The 18,420-nt window shown below is 71.0% G+C and carries 13 protein-coding genes; all 13 read right to left on the bottom strand.

Annotation, left to right across the window (positions count from 1 at the left end):
- Positions 1 to 2 precede the first annotated feature (2 nt).
- Genes ACTWQO_RS00385 through ACTWQO_RS00325 form a run of 13 tightly spaced genes read right to left on the bottom strand, consistent with a single transcriptional unit; the run spans position 3 to position 18,366 of the window.
- The gene (locus ACTWQO_RS00385; RefSeq protein ID WP_443235125.1) at positions 3 to 650 is read right to left on the bottom strand and encodes a PIG-L deacetylase family protein; all 648 of its coding nucleotides are present in this window, start codon (positions 648 to 650) and stop codon (positions 3 to 5) included.
- Positions 647 to 1,441 carry a sugar phosphate nucleotidyltransferase gene (locus ACTWQO_RS00380; protein WP_443235124.1) on the bottom strand — a complete coding sequence of 265 codons (795 nt, stop codon included), beginning with the start codon at positions 1,439 to 1,441 and terminating at the stop codon, positions 647 to 649. The genes ACTWQO_RS00385 and ACTWQO_RS00380 overlap by 4 nt, the downstream gene beginning before the upstream one ends.
- Positions 1,438 to 2,688, bottom strand: a complete 1,251-nt coding sequence (locus ACTWQO_RS00375) for a class I SAM-dependent methyltransferase (protein WP_443235123.1) — start codon at positions 2,686 to 2,688, stop codon at positions 1,438 to 1,440. The genes ACTWQO_RS00380 and ACTWQO_RS00375 overlap by 4 nt, the downstream gene beginning before the upstream one ends.
- On the bottom strand, positions 2,685 to 3,926 hold the full coding sequence (locus tag ACTWQO_RS00370) for a glycosyltransferase (RefSeq protein WP_443235122.1): 1,242 nt from the start codon (positions 3,924 to 3,926) through the stop codon (positions 2,685 to 2,687). Before ACTWQO_RS00370 ends, ACTWQO_RS00375 begins: the two co-directional genes overlap by 4 nt.
- A 2-nt stretch (positions 3,927 to 3,928) precedes the next feature.
- Positions 3,929 to 5,185, bottom strand: a complete 1,257-nt coding sequence (locus ACTWQO_RS00365) for an O-antigen ligase domain-containing protein (RefSeq protein WP_443235121.1) — start codon at positions 5,183 to 5,185, stop codon at positions 3,929 to 3,931.
- 1 nt (position 5,186) lies between these two features.
- Entirely contained in the window at positions 5,187 to 6,728 is a 1,542-nt protein-coding gene (locus ACTWQO_RS00360) for a right-handed parallel beta-helix repeat-containing protein (protein ID WP_443235120.1), read from the bottom strand.
- The gene (locus tag ACTWQO_RS00355) at positions 6,725 to 8,707 is read right to left on the bottom strand and encodes an alginate lyase family protein (RefSeq protein WP_443235119.1); all 1,983 of its coding nucleotides are present in this window, start codon (positions 8,705 to 8,707) and stop codon (positions 6,725 to 6,727) included. Before ACTWQO_RS00355 ends, ACTWQO_RS00360 begins: the two co-directional genes overlap by 4 nt.
- Positions 8,704 to 10,896, bottom strand: a complete 2,193-nt coding sequence (locus ACTWQO_RS00350; protein ID WP_443235118.1) for a bi-domain-containing oxidoreductase — start codon at positions 10,894 to 10,896, stop codon at positions 8,704 to 8,706. The genes ACTWQO_RS00355 and ACTWQO_RS00350 overlap by 4 nt, the downstream gene beginning before the upstream one ends.
- Positions 10,897 to 10,924: 28 nt before the next feature.
- Positions 10,925 to 12,859, bottom strand: a complete 1,935-nt coding sequence (gene asnB / locus ACTWQO_RS00345) for an asparagine synthase (glutamine-hydrolyzing) (protein WP_443235117.1) — start codon at positions 12,857 to 12,859, stop codon at positions 10,925 to 10,927.
- A gap of 3 nt (positions 12,860 to 12,862) precedes the next feature.
- Positions 12,863 to 14,416, bottom strand: coding sequence for a Wzz/FepE/Etk N-terminal domain-containing protein (locus tag ACTWQO_RS00340; protein ID WP_443235116.1), 1,554 nt, complete (start codon positions 14,414 to 14,416; stop codon positions 12,863 to 12,865).
- The gene (locus ACTWQO_RS00335) at positions 14,413 to 15,783 is read right to left on the bottom strand and encodes a Wzz/FepE/Etk N-terminal domain-containing protein (RefSeq protein ID WP_443235115.1); all 1,371 of its coding nucleotides are present in this window, start codon (positions 15,781 to 15,783) and stop codon (positions 14,413 to 14,415) included. The genes ACTWQO_RS00340 and ACTWQO_RS00335 overlap by 4 nt, the downstream gene beginning before the upstream one ends.
- Positions 15,780 to 17,060 carry a glycosyltransferase family 4 protein gene (locus ACTWQO_RS00330; RefSeq protein WP_443235114.1) on the bottom strand — a complete coding sequence of 427 codons (1,281 nt, stop codon included), beginning with the start codon at positions 17,058 to 17,060 and terminating at the stop codon, positions 15,780 to 15,782. Before ACTWQO_RS00330 ends, ACTWQO_RS00335 begins: the two co-directional genes overlap by 4 nt.
- Positions 17,050 to 18,366, bottom strand: a complete 1,317-nt coding sequence (locus ACTWQO_RS00325) for a nucleotide sugar dehydrogenase (protein WP_443235113.1) — start codon at positions 18,364 to 18,366, stop codon at positions 17,050 to 17,052. Before ACTWQO_RS00325 ends, ACTWQO_RS00330 begins: the two co-directional genes overlap by 11 nt.
- Positions 18,367 to 18,420: the final 54 nt, after the last annotated feature.

Raw genomic sequence — 18,420 nt, 5'->3', positions numbered from 1 at the left:
GTTCAGTCCCCCAGGTTGAGCGTGAGTTTGGTGGCGGCGAATGCCTCGGCGTAGCGCTCATGGCATTCGATGCCGCGGATCCGGGCCAGACCGAGGAAGGCCTCGCGGTCGTACCAGGGCCGGTGGCGCTGCGAGGGGTAGTGCTCCTGCAGCAGCCGCACCTTCTGTTCGGCGATCTCCGGCGACAGGGGCTGGTAGGCGGCCGGTCGGCCGAGATCGCCGTCCCACTTGACGATCTCGTAGCCGAGGACCAGGTGGTCGCGGAACGCGGTCGGTATCAGCTGCGCCAGGCCGCGGTGGTCCTGGTGCGCGTCATCGGTACGTGGGGCGAGGACCAGATCCGGATTCGTCCGCTCACGCAGCTCCTCGACGGCGGACTTGGCCTCCTCCCAGTGCGCGGGAAGCCGGCCGTCCGGCAGCTTGTGCACGGTCAGCCGCAGGTCGGCGCCCGGGCAGAAGGCGGCGAGCGCGGCCTGCTCCTCCTGCTCCCGCTCGCTGCCCCCGCCGGAGAGCACCAGCGCGTCGACACGGATGCCCGGCCGGGCAAGGCACAGCGTCAGCAGCGTGCCGCCCGCGCCGATGGCGATGTCGTCGCAGTGCGCGCCCACCGCGACGATCCGGTCCAGCGGCCCGGCACCGAGCCGGATCACGCCTTCACCCCGGCGCTGTCCTGCTCCCACACGGCCCAGGGGCGGTCGCCCCGGGCATAGGCGGCGTCGAGCGCGGCCCGCTCCTTCACGGTGTCGGTCGGCTTCCAGAAGCCGCGGTGCTGGTGTGCCACCAACCGGCCGCGCTTGGCGAGTTGGGCGCATCCGTCGGCGACCAGGTCGCCGTTCTCGGGTATGTGGTCGAAGACCTCCTGGCGGAGCACGAAGTAGCCGCCGTTCTCCCACAGCGGCAGTTCGCTCACCGCGGTGATGCCCCCCACCAGGCCGTCCTCGCCCAGCTCCACGCAGTGGAACGACGACTGCGGCGGCACCACCATCATCGACGCACCGGCGTCCCGCTGCGCGAACCGGTCGATCATCTCCGGCAGCGGGGCGTCGGTGAGCACGTCGGCGTAGTTGGCGAGGAACATCTCGTCGCCGTCCAGGTGGTGCCGCACCCGGCGCAGCCGCTCCCCGATCGGTGACTCGATGCCCGTCTGCGCGAACGTGATCGTCCAGTCCGAGATGTCGGTGGACAGCAGCTCGGTCCGCCCGCCTCTCAGCACGAAGTCGTTGGACGTCGTCTCCTCGTAGTTGAGGAAGAACTCCTTGATGTGGTGGGCCCCGTACCCGAGGCACAGGATGAACTCCGTGTGCCCGAAGTGCGCGTAGTAGCGCATGACATGCCAGATCAGCGGTCGCGGGCCGACCATCGCCATCGGCTTGGGCACGTCGTCGGAGGTTCCGTTGCGCATCCGCATCCCGTAACCGCCGCAGAACAGAACGACCTTCATGCTGTGACCTTTCGAGACGGGACCTCGACAATGCTCAGTTCCGGAATGGGGAAGACCAGGCGGCCGCCCCAGTCGTGCACGTAGGACAGTTGCTCGACCAGTTCGGTCCGCAGGTTCCACGGGAGGACGAGGACGTAGTCCGGTTTGTCGGCGGCTATCTGCTCGGGCGGCAGGATCGGGATGCGGGTGCCCGGGGTGAACCTGCCGTGCTTGTAGGGGTTGCGGTCGACCGTGTACGCGAGCAGGTCGGGCCGGATACCGCAGTGGTTGAGCAGGGTGTTTCCCTTGCCCGGGGCGCCGTAGCCGACGACCGTCTCGCCGCGCTCGGCCGCCTCGATGAGGAACTTGAGCAGGTCCCGGCGCACCTTGGCCACCCGGGCGGAGAACTCGGTGTACCCGGACAGTTCCTGCAGCCCGGCGGCCTTCTCCCGGGCCAGTACGTCGGCCACCCGCTGCGTCGGCTCGCCCGCCACCTCGGCCGGCCGGGCCCACAACCGGATCGAACCGCCGTGCGTGGGCAGCAACTCGACGTCCACGAGCGCGAGTCCGCCGCTCGCAAGGGCCCGGATCGCGGACGCGACCGTGTAGTACTGGAAGTGCTCGTGGTAGATCGTGTCGTACTGGTTGTCCTCGATCAGGGTCAGCAGGTGCTGCACCTCGATGGAGACCCAGCCGTCGTCGGCGACCAGGGCGCGCAACCCCTGAGTGAACCCGACCACGTCGGGGATGTGCGCGTACACGTTGTTGGCCACGACCAGGTCCGCCGGGCCGTGCTCTTCGCGGACGGCTGCGCCGGTGGCCGGGTCCAGGAACTCCGTGAGTGTGGGCACACCCGCGTCCCGCGCCGACGCGCCGACGTTCACCGACGGCTCGATGCCCAGGCAGCGGATCCCCCGGTCCACCACATGCCTCAGCAGATACCCGTCGTTGCTCGCGACCTCGACCACGAAGGCGTCGGGGCCGAGAGCGAGGCGCTGTTCGGCGTCGGTGACGAACGTGCGCGCGTGCTCCACCCAGGAGGTCGAGTACGAGGAGAAGTACGCGTACTCCTTGAACGTCTCCTCCGGCGTGATCAGCGGCGGGATCTGCGCCATCCAGCAGTCGGTGCAGACCCGCAGGTGAAGCGGGTACGCCGGCTCCGGTTGATCCAGTTGGTCCGCGGCGAGAAAGCTCTCACACGGCGGCGTCGCCCCCAGGTCGACGACGCTCGCCATCGCTTCCGAGCCGCAGAGTCGGCATCGTGTCATCTACTGTCCCCATCCCCCCTGCTCGCGCGGGTGTCCCCGCCGCGAGTCTGTGCTGACCGACCCGCGATCGCGGTGCGGTACTCATCAACGAGGCGCTTCAGCCCGACGGCCGGGCTGAAGTCCCGCTCGTAACGGCGCCGGGCCGCCTCGCCCATCTCCCGGTTACGGCCCGGCTCGGCCGCGATCCGGCGTATGCAGGACGCGAGCGAGGCGGGCTCGCCCGGCTGGTGCAGCAGCCCGGTCACCCCGTCCTCGACGAGTTCGACGAAGGCGCCGTGCCCGGCGGCGACGACCGGGACCCCCGCGGCCATCGCCTCCACGACCACCAGGCCGAACGCCTCCAGCCAGGTCGAGGGAGCCACCACGGCGACCGACCGCGCGACGGCCTTCCGGCACTCCGCCGGGTCCAGCAGGCCGACGTAGCGCACGTCGTCCCGGCCCGCCGCCCAGGCGGTCACCTCTCGCTCCAGTGGTCCCGTTCCTGCGATCACGAGTGGTACGCCCAGACCGCCGCTCGCCGCGATCTCGTCCCACGCGGCCATGAGCAGCCGTACGCCCTTGGCCTCCGCGAGCCGGCCGAGGTAGAGCAGATGCTCGCCCTCGCCCGCTCGGCGGTCATCCGGGTCGGGCACGAAGTTGTGCTTCACCGCCAGCCGCTCGGCGGGCATGCCGGCCCGCACCAGGACGTCGCGCTGCGCCGTGGAGATGCAGAAGAACCGCTCCACGCCGGACCACCACCGCCGCCGGTTGACCGACAGGCTGACCGCGAGCGGCACCGTGGCAAGACGGGAGTTGCGGTAGCAGCCGTGCCGGACGGCGGGCAGCGGCGTCGACCCGACGCACTCGGTGCAGGGACGGCCGTCCCGCTGCAGCGTGCCGGGCGGGCAGATCTGGGTGTAGTTGTGCAGCGTGGCGACGGCGGGCACCCCGGCGTCGGCGCAGGCGGCCAGCACGGCGGGCGACAGGAGCGGGAAGACGTTGTGGACGTGGACCACGTCCGGCCGGTCGGCGCGCAGCCGGGCGGCGAGTTCCGCGCGGACCCCCGGGTTCCACGGCACGAGCAGCGGCACCGCCACCTTGCCGAGCAGGGACCGGGCGGCGATGTCGTCGCTGCGCCGCTCGAACATCTCGACCCGGTGGCCGGCCGCGCGCAGCAGCTCCACCTCCTGGTCGACGACCTTGTTCTCCCCGCTCGGCTGCGCCGAGGCGTAGCGGTTGTGCACCACGAGGACGTGCATGCTCACACCACCTCCGATCTACGGGCCCAGCGCGGGATGTGTCGCCGAGGGGCTTCGGGCATCGCGAGAGGGGCGGTCGCGGCGGGTGCCGCCAACAGCGAGGCGGCCAGGGCCAGATGCAGCAGATACGGTGAGGCGTCGCCAAGGCCGGCCTCGGTGTACGACGCGATCGCGCAGTAGCTGATCAGGAAGATCGCGCAGGCCCTCTGCAGCGACGGTGGCCGCAGCAACGCGACGCCGCCGAGGACGATGATGATCGCCGCCACCAGGGCGACGCCGATCAGACCCTGTTCCTGGTACACGGCCAGCCAGCTGTTGTCGATCGGCAGCCCGCCGAACGACTTGTCGCCCAGGCCCATGCCGAGCACCTGCTCCGCAGTCGTCCGGGGTTCGGCCAGCAGGGCGTCCCAGACCTTGGCCCGGCCGGTGAGGTTGGAGAAGTTCTCCTTGCTCTGTCCGCGCAGGAACCATGCCTGGAGCGCGGAGCTGAACGCCACCGCAGCCACCGCGGCGCACAGCACCGTCCAGGTGAAGAACCGGCGGGCTGCGGCGCTGGTCAGGACGAGCGAGCCGATCGCCAACGCCAGACCGATGAACAGGCCGAGCGTGGCCGTCCGGGTGTGGGTCAGGCCGAGCAGGACGAGTGACGGCACGATGACGACCGCCGCACTGGCCCGGTCGGTTCTGCGGCCGAGCAGGAGCAGCACGGTGAGCCCGATGATCACCGCGGCGTACTGCCCGATCTGCGGTGGGGTCAGCGGCCACAACGCGCCGACGAGGCGCCCGCCGTAGATGTCGGGCAGGGCCGCGCCCGGTGAGATGGCAAGGCCCGCGGCCACCGACCCGAGCACCGCGAAGTACATCCGGATGTGGTGCCGGACGAACGTCAGGCCGCCGTCCCACCAGCGGGTGAGCAGCCACAGTGTGCCGACGAACAGAGCCAGCCGGGCGCAGCGGAACAGCGCGCCGAACCCTGACTCCACGTACACGCTCGAGATCACGCTCGGCACCAGCAGCAGGGTGAGCAGGAGCACGTAGGCGCTGGGCCGGATGCGCAGCCGGACATTGAGCGCGAGCGCCAGAGCGAACGCGGCGACCAGCGCGCCCATGGTGACCATCTGGATGAGGGAGCGGGGCAGCGGGACGATGGTCTCCGCCCCGGCGGAGCCGAGCGTGTTGAGGATCAGCAGCCCCCAGACGACGCCGACGGTCTTCGGTGTGCCGGCGAGGCGCGGTTCGGCGCCGTGCTGCGTGCCCATCTCAACCACCGGCCCGTGCGTCGAGGGTGCTGCCCGCGTCCTGCCGGTAGCGCTTGCCCTGCCACTGCCCGAAGCCGATCACCTGGCTCGTGTCCTGGGCGACGAACTTCCACGGTCCGACGTAGACGTTGTCGTACCAGCGGTTGTCCTGCTTGTGGGTGATCGCTTCAGCCACCTTCTCGCCCTGGTACGGCGACCAGTCCGGATAGGTGCCGTAGTTGGCGAGGACCGCCATGCGGTCGCACTTCTCCGTGCACTTGACGACGGACTTGTCCAGCACGAAGCGGTTGTCGTGGATGTCCACCCGCTGGGTCTTCCACCGGCAGTCGGCGTAGAGCGGTGCCTTCGCGATCCCCGGCCGGGCGCAGCGGTCGGTGTCCTTCACCAGCAACGTGCAGTCACCGGACGAGGTGTTGGCCGGGCTGTTGCAGAACCGGTCGGCGTTCTCCCACAGGGTGATCCCGTTCCAGTTGTTCTCCAGCACGTTCCGATAGATCTCGATCTTGTCGGTACGGGCTCGGACCCGTGGATCGCCGCCGGACTCGGACAGGTAGACCGTCGCGTACGGGAAGTTGTCGTCGCCAGCGGTGTACTTGCGGCCCTCGACCCAGTTGTTCCGCCGGATCATGTTCTTCCGGATGACCGCGTTGTAGCTGGTCTCGTAGATCAGCGCGGCACCGTCGTTGGCCTCGATCACGTTGTTCTCGATGCGGAAGTCGTTGTTGTTGGTGTCCGCCCACAGCCCTGTGCCGCGGTTGTCGTGCACCCAATTGCCGCGTACGTCGGCGCCGTTGACGTCCCAGAACTTGATGCCTCCGGTGCAGCCGCAGCCCTCCCGCCGCCGCTCCCAGTCGCCGGTGTTGTTGCCCACGATCTCGTTGCCCTCGACCACCAGGCCGGTGATACGGCCGTCGCCCTTGTACGCGTTCATGCCGTACTGGCCGTTGTCGCGCAGGCAGTTGGCGCGGACCTGCTGGCGGGCACCGGCCATCAGTCCGGCACCGGAGTTGTTCTGGATCGTGGCGTGCTCGATCACCCACCCGTCGGCCGAGTCGTGGTTGACCACGCCTTGGTCGTGCGGCGCGACGAAACCCTGCACGGTCAGGTGGCTGATGGTGACGTCGCGGGCGGCACCGCCGAACGCGTACTGGTTCTTCTTCCCGCCGTCGAGCACCGCGCCGGGCGCACCGAGGTAGCGGTTCCCCTTCTTGGGGATGACCTGGGCATAGCGGTCCGGGTCGAGCCTGTGCTTGCCCGGGCGGAGCCAGAACGTGGTGTTCGCGGGGTTGCTCTTGGTCTTCGCCGCCAGGTCACCCACCGTCGCTGGGTCGACCGTGACCGCGCCCGCCGGCGCCTTCGCCGGCCCGGCCGCGGGCTTGGCGCACACCCGGGCCACGGCCACGGCCACGGGCGTGGACGACGGCGCGGCGGAAGGCTTGGCGTCGGCGCCCGAAGTGCTGCCGCTGTCGCATCCGGTCGCCGCCAGCAGGGTCAGCGCCAGCGGTGCCGCCGCCCACGCCCAGTGCCCCCTCTTGATCCTCACGCGCCCGCCCCCTGGCCCCGGAACCTGAGCACGGTGGTGAAGCCCTCCGTGCCGTCGGCGAAGCCGGTGCCGACCAGCGTGGTGGCGGGTTCCTTGCGCCCGAATCCGGCGGAGTACCAGCCCAGGGGCGGGTCACTCTCGCCGCGATGCGCCCGCCAGTTCAGCTGCCCGGGCAGGTCGAGCACCGCGGAGCGGTCCTCGCCGTCCCGGGTCCAGGTGAGCTGTGCCCGGTTCCCCACCAGGTCCGCGGCGATCGCCGGGCCGAGGTGGAACGCCAGGTGCACGGTCCGGCGCGACCCGTGTGGGCCGCGGACCTCGTCGACCACCCTCAGCTCCTGGCTCTCAGCCGTCAGTTCCACCCGGCGGCGATGCACGGAGTGCTGGTAACCGTCGTGCTCGGCACACCAGCGGGCCACGCCCTCGCCAGAGGGGTCGGCGGCCAGAACGCGGCTCTTGGCGTGCCGGGTCCACAGGAACGGGCCGCCGGAGACGGACTGGTCAGCGCCGTCCAGCCGCAGGGTGTTGTGGCCGAGGGTCGACCGGAAGTACTGCCGCCACTCGGGCTGCCCGTGGTAGCAGTACGTCCCCGGGTCGGCGAGCACGTCGACCCCGTCGTGCCGGACCTCCACGGACAGCGCGTCCGCGTGGGCATGCGCGGCGATGGACAGGAAGCCGTGCGGACCACCGTCGCAGCGGCACCAGATCTCCCCCGGGCCGCGCAGGATGGTGAGCCCCGCGTCGGCGAAGTGGGCCGGTCGGCTTGCCGGGCGGGTCACGGCCGGTGCCGTTCCCTTTTTCGCGTACGGCTGGATGAGCGCGGCCAGCAGCGGGGTGCGCACGTCGGTGCCCGTCACCGCCGGCCACCAGTCGAGCCGGCCGAACACGGCGTCGCCGGTGGCCAGCAGCGAGGCCCAGCGGTCGGTGCCCGCGCCGTCCACGATCAGACCGTGCCCGTCGTCCGCGTCTCCCTGGCGCGGTGGCCGTAGCCGGTTGTCGACGACGGCCGCGAGCGCGTCGGTCATCCGCAGCAGCACCAGCCGCACGGTCGTGGGGACCGGCACGTCGGCGGCATCCGCCTCGGCGACCGCGGCCAGGCCGAGCTCCAGCACAAGGCCGTGATACTCGGTGGCCAGCTCGCGGTTGAGGCCGGAGGGGAAGGTGTTGCCTCGTAGGTGTCGCTCCAGCGACCGCAGCGCGCCGGCTCGCCAGCGCGCCGAGGAGGGGAACCAGCCGAAGGCGCAGGACGCTGCGAACTGACCGGCGGCCTCGGCGATGACGTGGTTGTTCGCCGAGGACCCCCGGCTGGGGAAGGCGGCCAGCCAGCGCTGGTGGTGCCAGATCTGGTTCCGCGCCACCGGGTTGCCCTCGAAAAGACCGGCCGCGCCCGGCCAGCCGTCGAGCAGCCGGCGGACCCACACCCAGGACAGCAGCCGGATCCCCAGCTCGATGCCGCTGATCCAGTGCACGCCGCGCAGCGGTGGGTTGGCCGCCCACCACGACCTCAGGTGCTTGGCCACCCGCTCGGCGTACCGCTCGTTCCCGGTGATCGCGTAGGCGGCGGCGAGCTGGGTGAGGTACTGATGCCGGGACAGCTCCCAGATCTGCTTGATGTCCCCGACCGCGTCCTCGTTCCGGTACGGCACGTCGAAGGCGTAGCCCCACGGAGCCCGGCGCCCGGTCTTCGGGTCGCACCACCAGTCCGGGTCGTCCAGGTCGTCGCGGACCACCCCGAAGTACTCGGCGTGCCCGTACATCAGCCGGTCCGCCTCGGCGATGAGCCGTTTCGCGGCGTCCGGAGGTATCGCGGCGATCGTCCCTGCGGGCAGGACCGCGGTGAACCGGGCGTCGGTCACGCTCGGGCACTCCGGCCGCGCCGACCGCCACCGGCGCCTGCGCACCGCGTCGCCCGCCCGGCCCGCGATCTCCTGCGGTCCCATCCGGGACAGCCGCCGCAGGTACCAGCCCGCGCTCATGGTCATCGCCGCTTCTCCAACGTCACCGGCGCACCGGCGGCCAGGCCGGTCTGCACGGCGAGGGTGGCCGCGGTGGTGGCGACCAGCGACTCCAGCGGCACCGGCATCGGCCCGCCGGTCCGCACGGCCTTGATGAACGCGGCCAGCTCGGCGTTCTGGCCCTTGTCCCGGGCCTTGGGCAGCCGCGAACTGACCCACTTCTTGCGGCTGTACACCGAGGCGCGGACGAAGTCGTCGAGCCGCAGCGCCTTCCCGTCCGCGACCAGGTCGAGGGTTTCCTTGGGGAGGCTGGCCGGTCCGGTGGTGACGTAGCTGATGGTGGCGGTGGACCCGTCCGGGTAGCGGAGTACGACCTGGAGGTCCTCGTTGCCGGACGGGGCGACCGCGTACACCGAGACCGGGTCGGCGTCGAGCAGCCAGCTCGCCGTGTCGATGAAGTGTCCGCCCTCGCCGGCGAACCGCGAGCCCTCGCTGCCCTGTTGGAGGTACCAGCTGCCGTGCTGCAGCCGGCCCGCGTTGACCAGGTAGCGGAGGTTCGCCGGGCCGGTCCGAGCACCGAACCGTTGGCGGGCCTCCAATAGCAGCGGCGCGAACCGGCGGTTGAAGCCCACCTGCAGCCGGTCGTTGCCGGACTCCTCCACCGCCGCGAGTACGTCGGCCAGTTCGTCCTCGGTGAGGGCCAGGGGCTTCTCCACGAACACGGTCTTGCCGGCCAGCAGCGCCTTCCGGGTCAGGTCGGCGTGCGAGCTGTGCCGGGTGACGACGAACACCGCGTCGATGGACTTGTCGCCGAGCACGGCATCGAGGTCGGTGGTCGCCTCGGCGAAGCCGAACTTCCGCTGCGCGTTGGCCGCGGACAGCGCCGTCGTGGTGACGACGGTCGACAACTCGACGCCGTCGCGCTGCGCCAGGTGCGGCAGCAGCATCGACGTCGCGTAGTTTCCCGCGCCGACGAACGCGAGCCGCACCGGCGTCTTGGCGGCCCGGGTCGGGGTGGGGACTTGGCCGCTGGGTCGCTTCACCGCGGGCACGGACACCGCCGGGGCCTCCGCTTCGGCCTCTTGGGCCGCGTGCTCGGGGTACCGGAACAGCACGGCCACGGCCTTCAGTTCGCCGTCCTTCAGGCGCTGGTACGTCTCCACGGCGTCATCGAAGTCGGCGACGTGGGAGACCAAGGGCTCCACATCGACGCTGCCACGGGCGACGAGGTCGAGGAAGCAGGCCAGGTTGCGGCGCTCGGTCCAGCGCACGTAGCCGATCGGGTAGTCCCGGCCCTCCAGTTCGTACGCCGGGTCGTAGCGACCGGGGCCGTAACTGCGGGAGAACCGGACGTCGAGCTCCTTCTCGTAGTACGCGTTCCACGGCAGGTCCAGGCGACACTTGCCGATGTCGATCACCCGGCCGCGGTCCCGGCAGAGCCGGGCCGCCAGCTCGACCGGTTGATTGCTGCCGCCGCCGGCGGCCAGGTACACCTGGTCCACGCCGTGACCGTCGGTGAGTTCGGCGACGGAAGCCTCCACGGCGGCGGACGCGGGATCGCCGCAGGCCGCAGCGCCCAGGCGCTCGGCGAGCTCGCAGCGCACCGGGTCGGGGTCGACGCCGACGACGCGGACTCCCGAGGCGGTGAGGAGCTGCACGACCAGCTGCCCGATCAGCCCGAGACCGATGACCAGTGCCACTTCGCCCAACTGCGACTCGCCTTGGCGAACGCCCTGCATCGCGATCGACCCGACGGTGCCGAAGGCCGCGTGCCGCGGTGCGAGGCCGTCCGGCACCGGGGCGTAGAGGTTCTTCGGAACCCAGTTCAGCTCGGCGTGCAGCGCGTGCTCGTTACCGGCGCAGGCCACGAGGTCGCCGACCTTCACATCGTCGATCCCGGCGCCGACCTGCTCGACCACCCCGCACAGCGAGTAGCCCAGCGGCGTGTAGGAGTCCAGCTTGCCCATCACCTTGCGGTAGGTGGCGGGCACTCCGTTGGTGGCCACGCTCTGCATGACCTTGGCCACCTGGTCCGGCCGGGAGCGGGCCTTGCCCAGCATCGACATGCCGGCCTCGGACACCTTCATGAGCTCGGTCCCGGTGGAGATCAGCGAGTAGGCGCTGCGGACCAGCACACCGCCCGGCTTGCACCCCGGCACCGGAACGTCGAGCACCGCCAGCTCGCCGCTCTTGTAGTTCTGCACAACCTGTTTCACCCGAAGTCCCCTTGTTTCTACGCGTCTTCTACGCCGTCGAGCGAGCGCTCTGGCCGGACCCGGACGTCGCGTCGCGATACCAGTACTCGAGCGTCAGCACATGCCACAGATGCTTGGAGAAGTCCCGCTGGCCTGCGGCGTCCTCGGCGACCATCCGCGCCAGCGCGTCGCGGCGCAGGAACCCGGAATTGACCAGCAGGCCGTCGTTGACCACCTCGCGCACCAGTGGTGCCAGATCCCGGCTCATCCAGGCGCGCAACGGGGCGCTGAACAGGCCCTTGGGCCGGTAGACGATCTCCCGGGGCAGGACCGAGGTGGCCGCCTCCTTGAGAACGACCTTGCCCTGCCGTCCGACGATCTTGCGATCACCGGGCACGGCGAACGCCGCCTTGACCACCTCGACGTCCACGTACGGCACTCGCACCTCGGTCGACGCGGCCATGCTGGAGCGGTCCGTGTACGCGAGGTTCAGGCCCGGCAGGAACATCCGGGCATCGGTGAGGCACATGCGGTTGACGAAGTCGTCGAGGTCGTTGTCCCGGTAGGTGTCCGCATGTTCGGTCAGGACGTCGTCGACCGTCCCGGCCAGGTCGGGATCGAGCAGGGCGAGCAGCTCGTCCTGGTCGTACATGGTGTAGCTGCGCCGGAACGCGGTCTCCTCCGGCAGATCGGCGAAAGAGAGGAACCGCTTCGCGAAGCGCACCGACCGGTATCCGCGGCGGGAGGTGGCGACCGGCAGCCGGTCCACGGCCCTGGACAGTCCGCGCCGCAGGGGCCGCGGGACGCGCTGGTAACGCAGCGCGAGCAGGTTGGCCAGATGCTTGCGGTACCCGGCGAACAGCTCGTCGGCACCCATCCCCGAGAGCATCACCTTGACCCCGGCCTCCCGGGCGGCCGAGCAGATCAGGAACGTGTTGATCGCGGCGGGGTCGCCGATCGGCTCGTCCAGGTGGTACGTCATCTGCGGCAGCAGGTCGAGCACGTTCGGGGCGATCTCGATCTCGTGCAGGTCGACGCCGAACCGCTCGGCCACCTGCCGGGCATAGCGCAGGTCGTCCGGCATGGCCTCGAACTTGGCGTCCTCGGCGCGGAACCCGATCGTGTAGGCGGAGATCCCGGGTCGGTGGCGGGCGGCCAGCGCGGTCAGGTAGCTGGAGTCGAGGCCGCCGGAGAGAAAGGTCGCCACGGGTACGTCGGAGAGCAGGTGCCGCCGGGTCGACTCCTCGACGATGGCGGCCAGGTCCGGCTGCTCGCCGCTCAGGGCCCGCTCCCGGCCTTCGGCGGCGACGTCCTTCAGATTCCAGTACCGGCCGCGCTCCACCCGGCCGTCGGGCCGGCACCTCAGCCAGCTCCCCGGTGGCAGCTTCTCCGCTTCGCGGAACGCGCACCGTGAGTCCGGCACCCAGTAGTACAGCAGCGAGGCCACCAGCGCCGCATGGTCCACCTCCAGCGACCCGCCGGTCACGGCCGCGAGCGCTTTGAGCTCGGAGGCGAACACCAGACCCGCGCCGCGCCGCAGCAGGAACAGCGGCTTGATGCCCAACTGATCGCGGGCCAGCACCAGTTCACCGGTGCGCTCGTCGAAGATCCCGAACGCGAACATGCCGCGCAGCCGGGGCAGGCAGTCCGTGCCCCAGCGGCGCCACGCCTCGAGAAGCACCTCGGTGTCGGAGGTACCGCGGAAGCGCACCCCGGCGGCTGCCAGCTCGGCACGCAGCTCGGGCGCGTTGTACAGCTCGCCGTTGTAGGTCAGGGCGAGGCCGTCGGAGACCATCGGCTGGGCGCCGGTCTCGGACAGGTCGATGATCGCCAACCGGCGGTGCCCGAGCTGGACTTCGCCGTCACCGACGGGGTGGCCGTACCGGCCCGCCCCGTCCGGACCGCGGTGGGTGAGGGTCTCGGTGAGCCGGTCGGTCACGACCTTCCCGTCCGGCCATCGGTAAGTGCCTGCGATGCCACACATGTCCTACCGCGCTTCCTGGTCGTTGTCCGGGCCCCGTGCGGCCCACACCGGCTGCCGCTCGGTCCGCCGCGGGCCCTCCCCCACTGCCTGAACGGCGTGGGAGGTACCCCCACCGTTCTGCCGGACCGGCCGTTCGCTCCTGCCGCGCAGCGCGGTGTGCATCCCGTCCCACAGCGTGCCGTCGGTCCGGTCCCGCGGATCGGGGTCGATCAGCACGACGCCGATCACCGGAATGCGCTGGTCCGCGAGTTGCCGCGCCACGGTGTGCAGCCATGCGGCGCTGCCGTGCCCGGCACGCACGACGAGCACGGTCTGGGTGCCGAGGTACTGGAGGTCGGTCCACGCCGTGCCGGGCGCCACCGAGCCGACGCCGATCCGGCGCTCCTGAGGCGACAGGGCAGCGGCACGTTCGCCGCTGACCACGGTCGGGTCTCCTGGCTTCGGGCGGCGCTTTGCGAGCTGCGGGCCGGGCAGACCGTCGATGACGGCCACCGGTCCGTCCGCCGCCATCGCCCTGGCGAGGTCCAGGGCGATCACGCTCGTGCCGCGCGCACAGCCCAGTTCCAGCAGCGACACCGGTTCCACGGAGCCGCGTGCGAGGCAGGCCAGGGTCGCGGTGAGCCGTTCGCGTGTCAGCCGGGTCTGTCGGCGCTGCCACAGCTTGCCCGACCGGTGGGGCAGCTCCGCGACGACCGAGGCGCCCAGGTTGGCCGCGATGTCCCGGCGCAGCACGGGGCGGTCCGCCACCACCGTGCGGACCGCGGCAAGGGCGAGCCCGAGTGCGAGCCCGAGGACGAAGCCGATCGCGGCGTTCGTGACAGCGGCCTTGGGCAGGGAATGCCGCACCGTGCGTGGGGCGTCCACGATCTGCGTGCGGGCGATCAGCTGGGGCGTGCCGATGCGCGCCTCCTCGGCGCGCTGGTCGTAGTCGTCGATCTGTGAATTGAGCTTGGCCCGGCGGTCGAAGAGCGACTCGAGGTCCGCCGACGCTGACGGGTCACCTTCCGGCGGCCCCTCTCCGATTGCCTTGTTGACCTTGGCGAGCTCGTCCCGCAAGCGGTCGCGCTGGTCGAGCAGGGCCTCGGCCTCGGCGTTCGAGGCTTCCCGTATCCGCGTCACGTGGTCCGCGATGAACGCATCAGCCAGCGCCTTGGCTCGGGCCACCGCCTGAGCGTCGCTGTCACCCGTCACATTGATCTGCAGCAGGTTGTTGGTCAGGCCGGTACCACGGTAGTCCCGCATGAAGTCGGCCGGGCGTTCCGGGGACTTGAGGGACTTGAGTGCCTTGTCGGCGACCCGCGTGGTCCGCAGCAGTTCGACGTCGGTGCGGATCAGCGTTCCGGGGTCGTTCGGCTGGTCCTCCTGATGCGCGACCAGCACCGTGGTCACCGCGGTCGGCTGCGGCGGCAGCAGGACCGCCACCGCCCCGCCGAACAGCAGCCCCAGCAGCGCCATGGAGAGCCAGAGGCGGCGGCGCCTGCGCACCGCGACCACCAGCGCCTGTAGGTCGAACAGCGGAGCGGGGGTCGGCGACTGTGAAGGTGTGCTTGTCGTCACGACGAACCTCCCGGCGCGGGGCCGCGAACCGCGAGCGCCAGAGTGGCGTCATCCGGCGTCCGGCCGGCAGCCGGCGTCGGACGGGCCTGGACCGTGCCGGCGACGACGGTGCCGGCGACGACGAAGCCGACGACCTCGTGCTTGCCGTCCCTACACGCCTCGGCTATGCCGGTGAGCTCCGCTGCGGTCCAACTGCCCGCGCTGAGCACCACCAGGGCACCGGACTCCCCGGCGCGGTCCGGCACCATCGGCTGGGACACCGAAGCCTCCACCACCCGAAGCAGCGGATCGCTCCCGGCCTCGGTGGCGAGCTGCCCGGCGGCCCGGCGGGCGATCTCGTCGCCGCCCGGTACGACCACCAGCAGCCGCCGGGGGGCCGGCAGCCCTTCCCGGAGGCGAGCGCACACCCGCCGGTAGCGGATCCGCCTGCTGGCCTCGTCGCCGGACCTCCGCGGGGTCGGTATGTCCCACCGGGTATCGACGCCCAGCAGCCGGCGGATCCGGGCCCGCGGGCTACGGTCTTCCGGCCGGTGCGCGGACCGTTCACCAGGCACGTCGACGGTGCCCAGCAGCGCCGAGCCCAGCGCGGCGGCGATCTCCGGTTCGGTGCGCAGTCGGCGGCTCGCCCGTGCGGCGGCGAGATGGCCGATGACCGCGAGCAGGAAGAACAGCAGCGCCCCGGCGACCATCAGCTGCATCCTCGTCGGCGGGGCCTCGCCGGTCGGCCGGGCCGCCGGCCCCATGACGACCAGGCTGGCCTTGGTGGCCGCCGGGTCGGCCTCGTCCAGCTTGGTCATGGCCTCCTCCAGCGAGGTGCGCAGTTGCTCGAGCTTGGTGCGGGCCTGCACGCTCTCCACGGTCTGCCCCGGATCGGTCGAATTGGCCAGCTCGGTGATGCGGCGGTTGGTCTGCTCCACCTTCTGCCGCAGTGCCTCGGGCCCCGCCGCGGTGCTGTCGCCTGCGATCCGCGCGGCGAATGCGACGAATTCCTTGGCCACCTGGTCGGAGAGCCGCTGTGCGCGCTCCGGGGTGTCGGCCGTACCCGAGATCTTGATGATGTTCCCGTCGCCGGCCTTGGCGCTCACTCGATCCCGCAGCTCGCGGTCGCTGACGCCCCTCCAGTCGAGCTTGGCGGCCGCGCGGTCGACTACCGCCGAACTGGTCGCGATCTCCGCCTGAGTCAGCAGCTCGCGCTCCTCCCACGCCCCCGGCAGCAGCACCGATGCCGATGTCGTGTATCTCGGCGGAATCAGCAAAGAGGTGCCGTAGCCGACGAGCGCGCCCACCACGGCGAGGACGGCGAGAAGCCGCCAGCGCCGTCGGAAAATCCGCCCGATCGTGACCAGGCGAACTGTGTCATCGGTCATCGGCGCGGCCTCTTCCCTGTCCGGACCGGGTTGCCCGCCGACACCGGAGCTTGGTCACGCCAGGCAGCGGCGTAGGCGGCGAGCAGCGACGCTTGCGAGTTCCGCCAGGAGAGCGGCCCGCTGATCCGCTCCTGGCCGACCTTGCCCATCCGGGCCCGCTTCTCCGGGTCGTCCAGCAACAACGCGATGAGCTTGGCGAATTCGGCCTCGTCGTTGGCGGGCGCGTAGACGGCGGCGTCACCGGCGGAGACGCGCGCCTCCTTCAGGTCGAAGGAGACGATCGGCCGGCCCATCGCCATGTACTCCAGGACCTTGTTCATGGTCGACACGTCGTTGAGCGGATTGCGCGGATCGGGAGAAAGGCACACGTCCGCGGTGGACAGGTAGCGCACCAGGTCGGCGTCCGGGACGCGCCCGGTGAACTGCACCTGTTCGGAGAGCCCGAGCTGCCCGGACAGCTCCACCATCGCGTCGAAGGCGTCGCCGGAACCGACGAACACCGCGTGCCAGTCGGTCCGCCCGAACTCGTCGCGCAGCTTCGCCAGGGCCCGCAGGGCGTAGTCGACGCCGTCCTGAGGGCCCATGACGCCGAGGTAGCACAGCAGATGAGGCTTGCCGCGCTTCAACTCCGGCTCGGGCGGCACCGGTTGGAACCGGTCGGTCTGGGGCGCGCTGCGCACCACGAAAACGTCCTCCGGCCTCCGGCCGCCACGGCGCATCGCGACGTCCCGGTAGCTCTCGTTCGTGGCGAGGACGATGTCCGCGGCCCGGTAGGTCCGCCGTTCCAGCGCGCACACGGCGCGGTAGAGCAGATCCTCGCCGCGGTCGAACCGGGAGAGGTACAGCTCGGGTACCAGGTCGTGCTGGTCGAAGACGAATCGCGCGCCGCGCCGCTTCAGCCACAGCGCGGGCAGGAACAGCAGGTCGGGCGGGTTGCAGGCGTGGACCACGTCGACCGGGCCGACCTTGCGGGCCAGCCGTGCCGTGTGCCACAACGCCGATCCGTACTCCCTGAGGTAGCCGGCCGGTCCTCCGGTGGCCGCGCGCAACGGGTAGCGGTGGATCCGCACCCCGTCGATCACCGCCTCCGGCTCCGTGTCCCGCTTCTCCCCGCGGGGACAGATGACGTGCACCTCCCAGCCCGCGTCGCGCAGCGTCGTGCACTCCTGCCACACCCGCCGGTCGAACGGCACCGACAGGTTCTCCACCAGAATCAGCGCGCGCCGGTCCGCCCGGTCGCCGCCGGATATGTCATCGAACGATGTGTCACCAAGCAAGGCCCACGTACCCCGGTTCGGCCCGCCGCGCCTCGGCGTCGGGAAGGTGGATGAGATCGACGATCACCGGGCCGTCGCCATGGGGCAGCGCCGACAGCACCGCCGGATCCCTGGTTCCGACCAGGCACACCTCGGCATGCTCGAGCACCTCGTCGACGGAGCTCGCGAGCAGCTGCGCGAGGTGCGGCAGCCGGGTCTCGATGTACTCGCGGTTCGCGCCGATCAGCCGGGAGAGGCTCACGTTGGCGTCGTAGATCTTGAGGTCGTACCCCTTGCCGAAGAGTCTCTCCGCCAGCTCGACGAGCGGGCTCTCGCGGAGGTCGTCGGTGCCCGGTTTGAAGGACAGCCCGAACAGGCCCACCCGGCGCTTGCCGGTGCGCTCGACCAGCTCCACCGCGCGTTGCAGATGCGCGGAGTTGGAGGGCAGCACATGGGCGAGGATGGGCACCGAGATGTCGGCCCGCTGCGCCGCGTGGACCAGGCTGCGCAGGTCCTTGGGCAGGCAGGAGCCGCCGAAGGCGAAGCCGGGCCGCAGGTAGGCGGGGCTGATGTTCAGCTTGCGGTCGGCCAGGAACACGTCCATCACCTGGTGCGAGTCCACCCCGAGCGCCTGGCACACCGCGCCCAGTTCGTTCGCGAAGCCGATCTTGAGGCCGTGGAACGCGTTGTCCGCGTACTTGATCGCCTCGGCCGTCGGGACCGGCACCCGGAACACCTCGCCGGGCAGGCCGTCGTACAGGGCCATCACCGCGTCGCCGCTTGCCGGGTCGAGCTCGCCGATGACGGTCTTGGGCGGGTCGAAGAAGTCCCGCACGCTCGTGCCCTCGCGCAGGAACTCCGGGTTGACCGCGACCCCGATGTCCACCCCGGCCGTGCCGCCGACGTACTTCTCCAGGATCGGTACCAGCAGGTTCAGGCAGGTGCCCGGCAGCATGGTGCTGCGGAACACGACGGTGTGCCGCCCGCCCCGCTCAGCCAGCGCGGCACCGATCTGCTCGGTGACCCGTTCCAAGTACGTGGTGCACAGGCTGCCGTTGGGCTCCGAAGGCGTGCCCACGCAGATCAGCGACACCTCGCTGCCCATGATCGCCTCGCGGACATCGCTGGTGGCGTGCAAGGCTCCGGTCCGCACGACCTCCGCGATGAGCTCGCCGATCCGCTCCTCGACCACCGGGGCCTTGCCGTCGTTGACCAGGTCGACCTTCACCTGGTTCACGTCCACACCGATGACCTCGTGCCCCATGCTGGCCAGGCACGCGGCCGACACACAGCCCACGTAGCCGAGCCCGAAAACGCTGACCTTCATGATCCGTCCCTCCCCCCGGGCAGGCCCTTTTGGCCTGCGGTCCGCGCACGCACC

Source organism: Streptomyces sp. 4N124, assembly GCF_052245395.1.
GTDB lineage: Bacteria > Actinomycetota > Actinomycetes > Streptomycetales > Streptomycetaceae > Streptomyces.
This window is presented reverse-complemented; position numbering and strand designations above follow the sequence as displayed.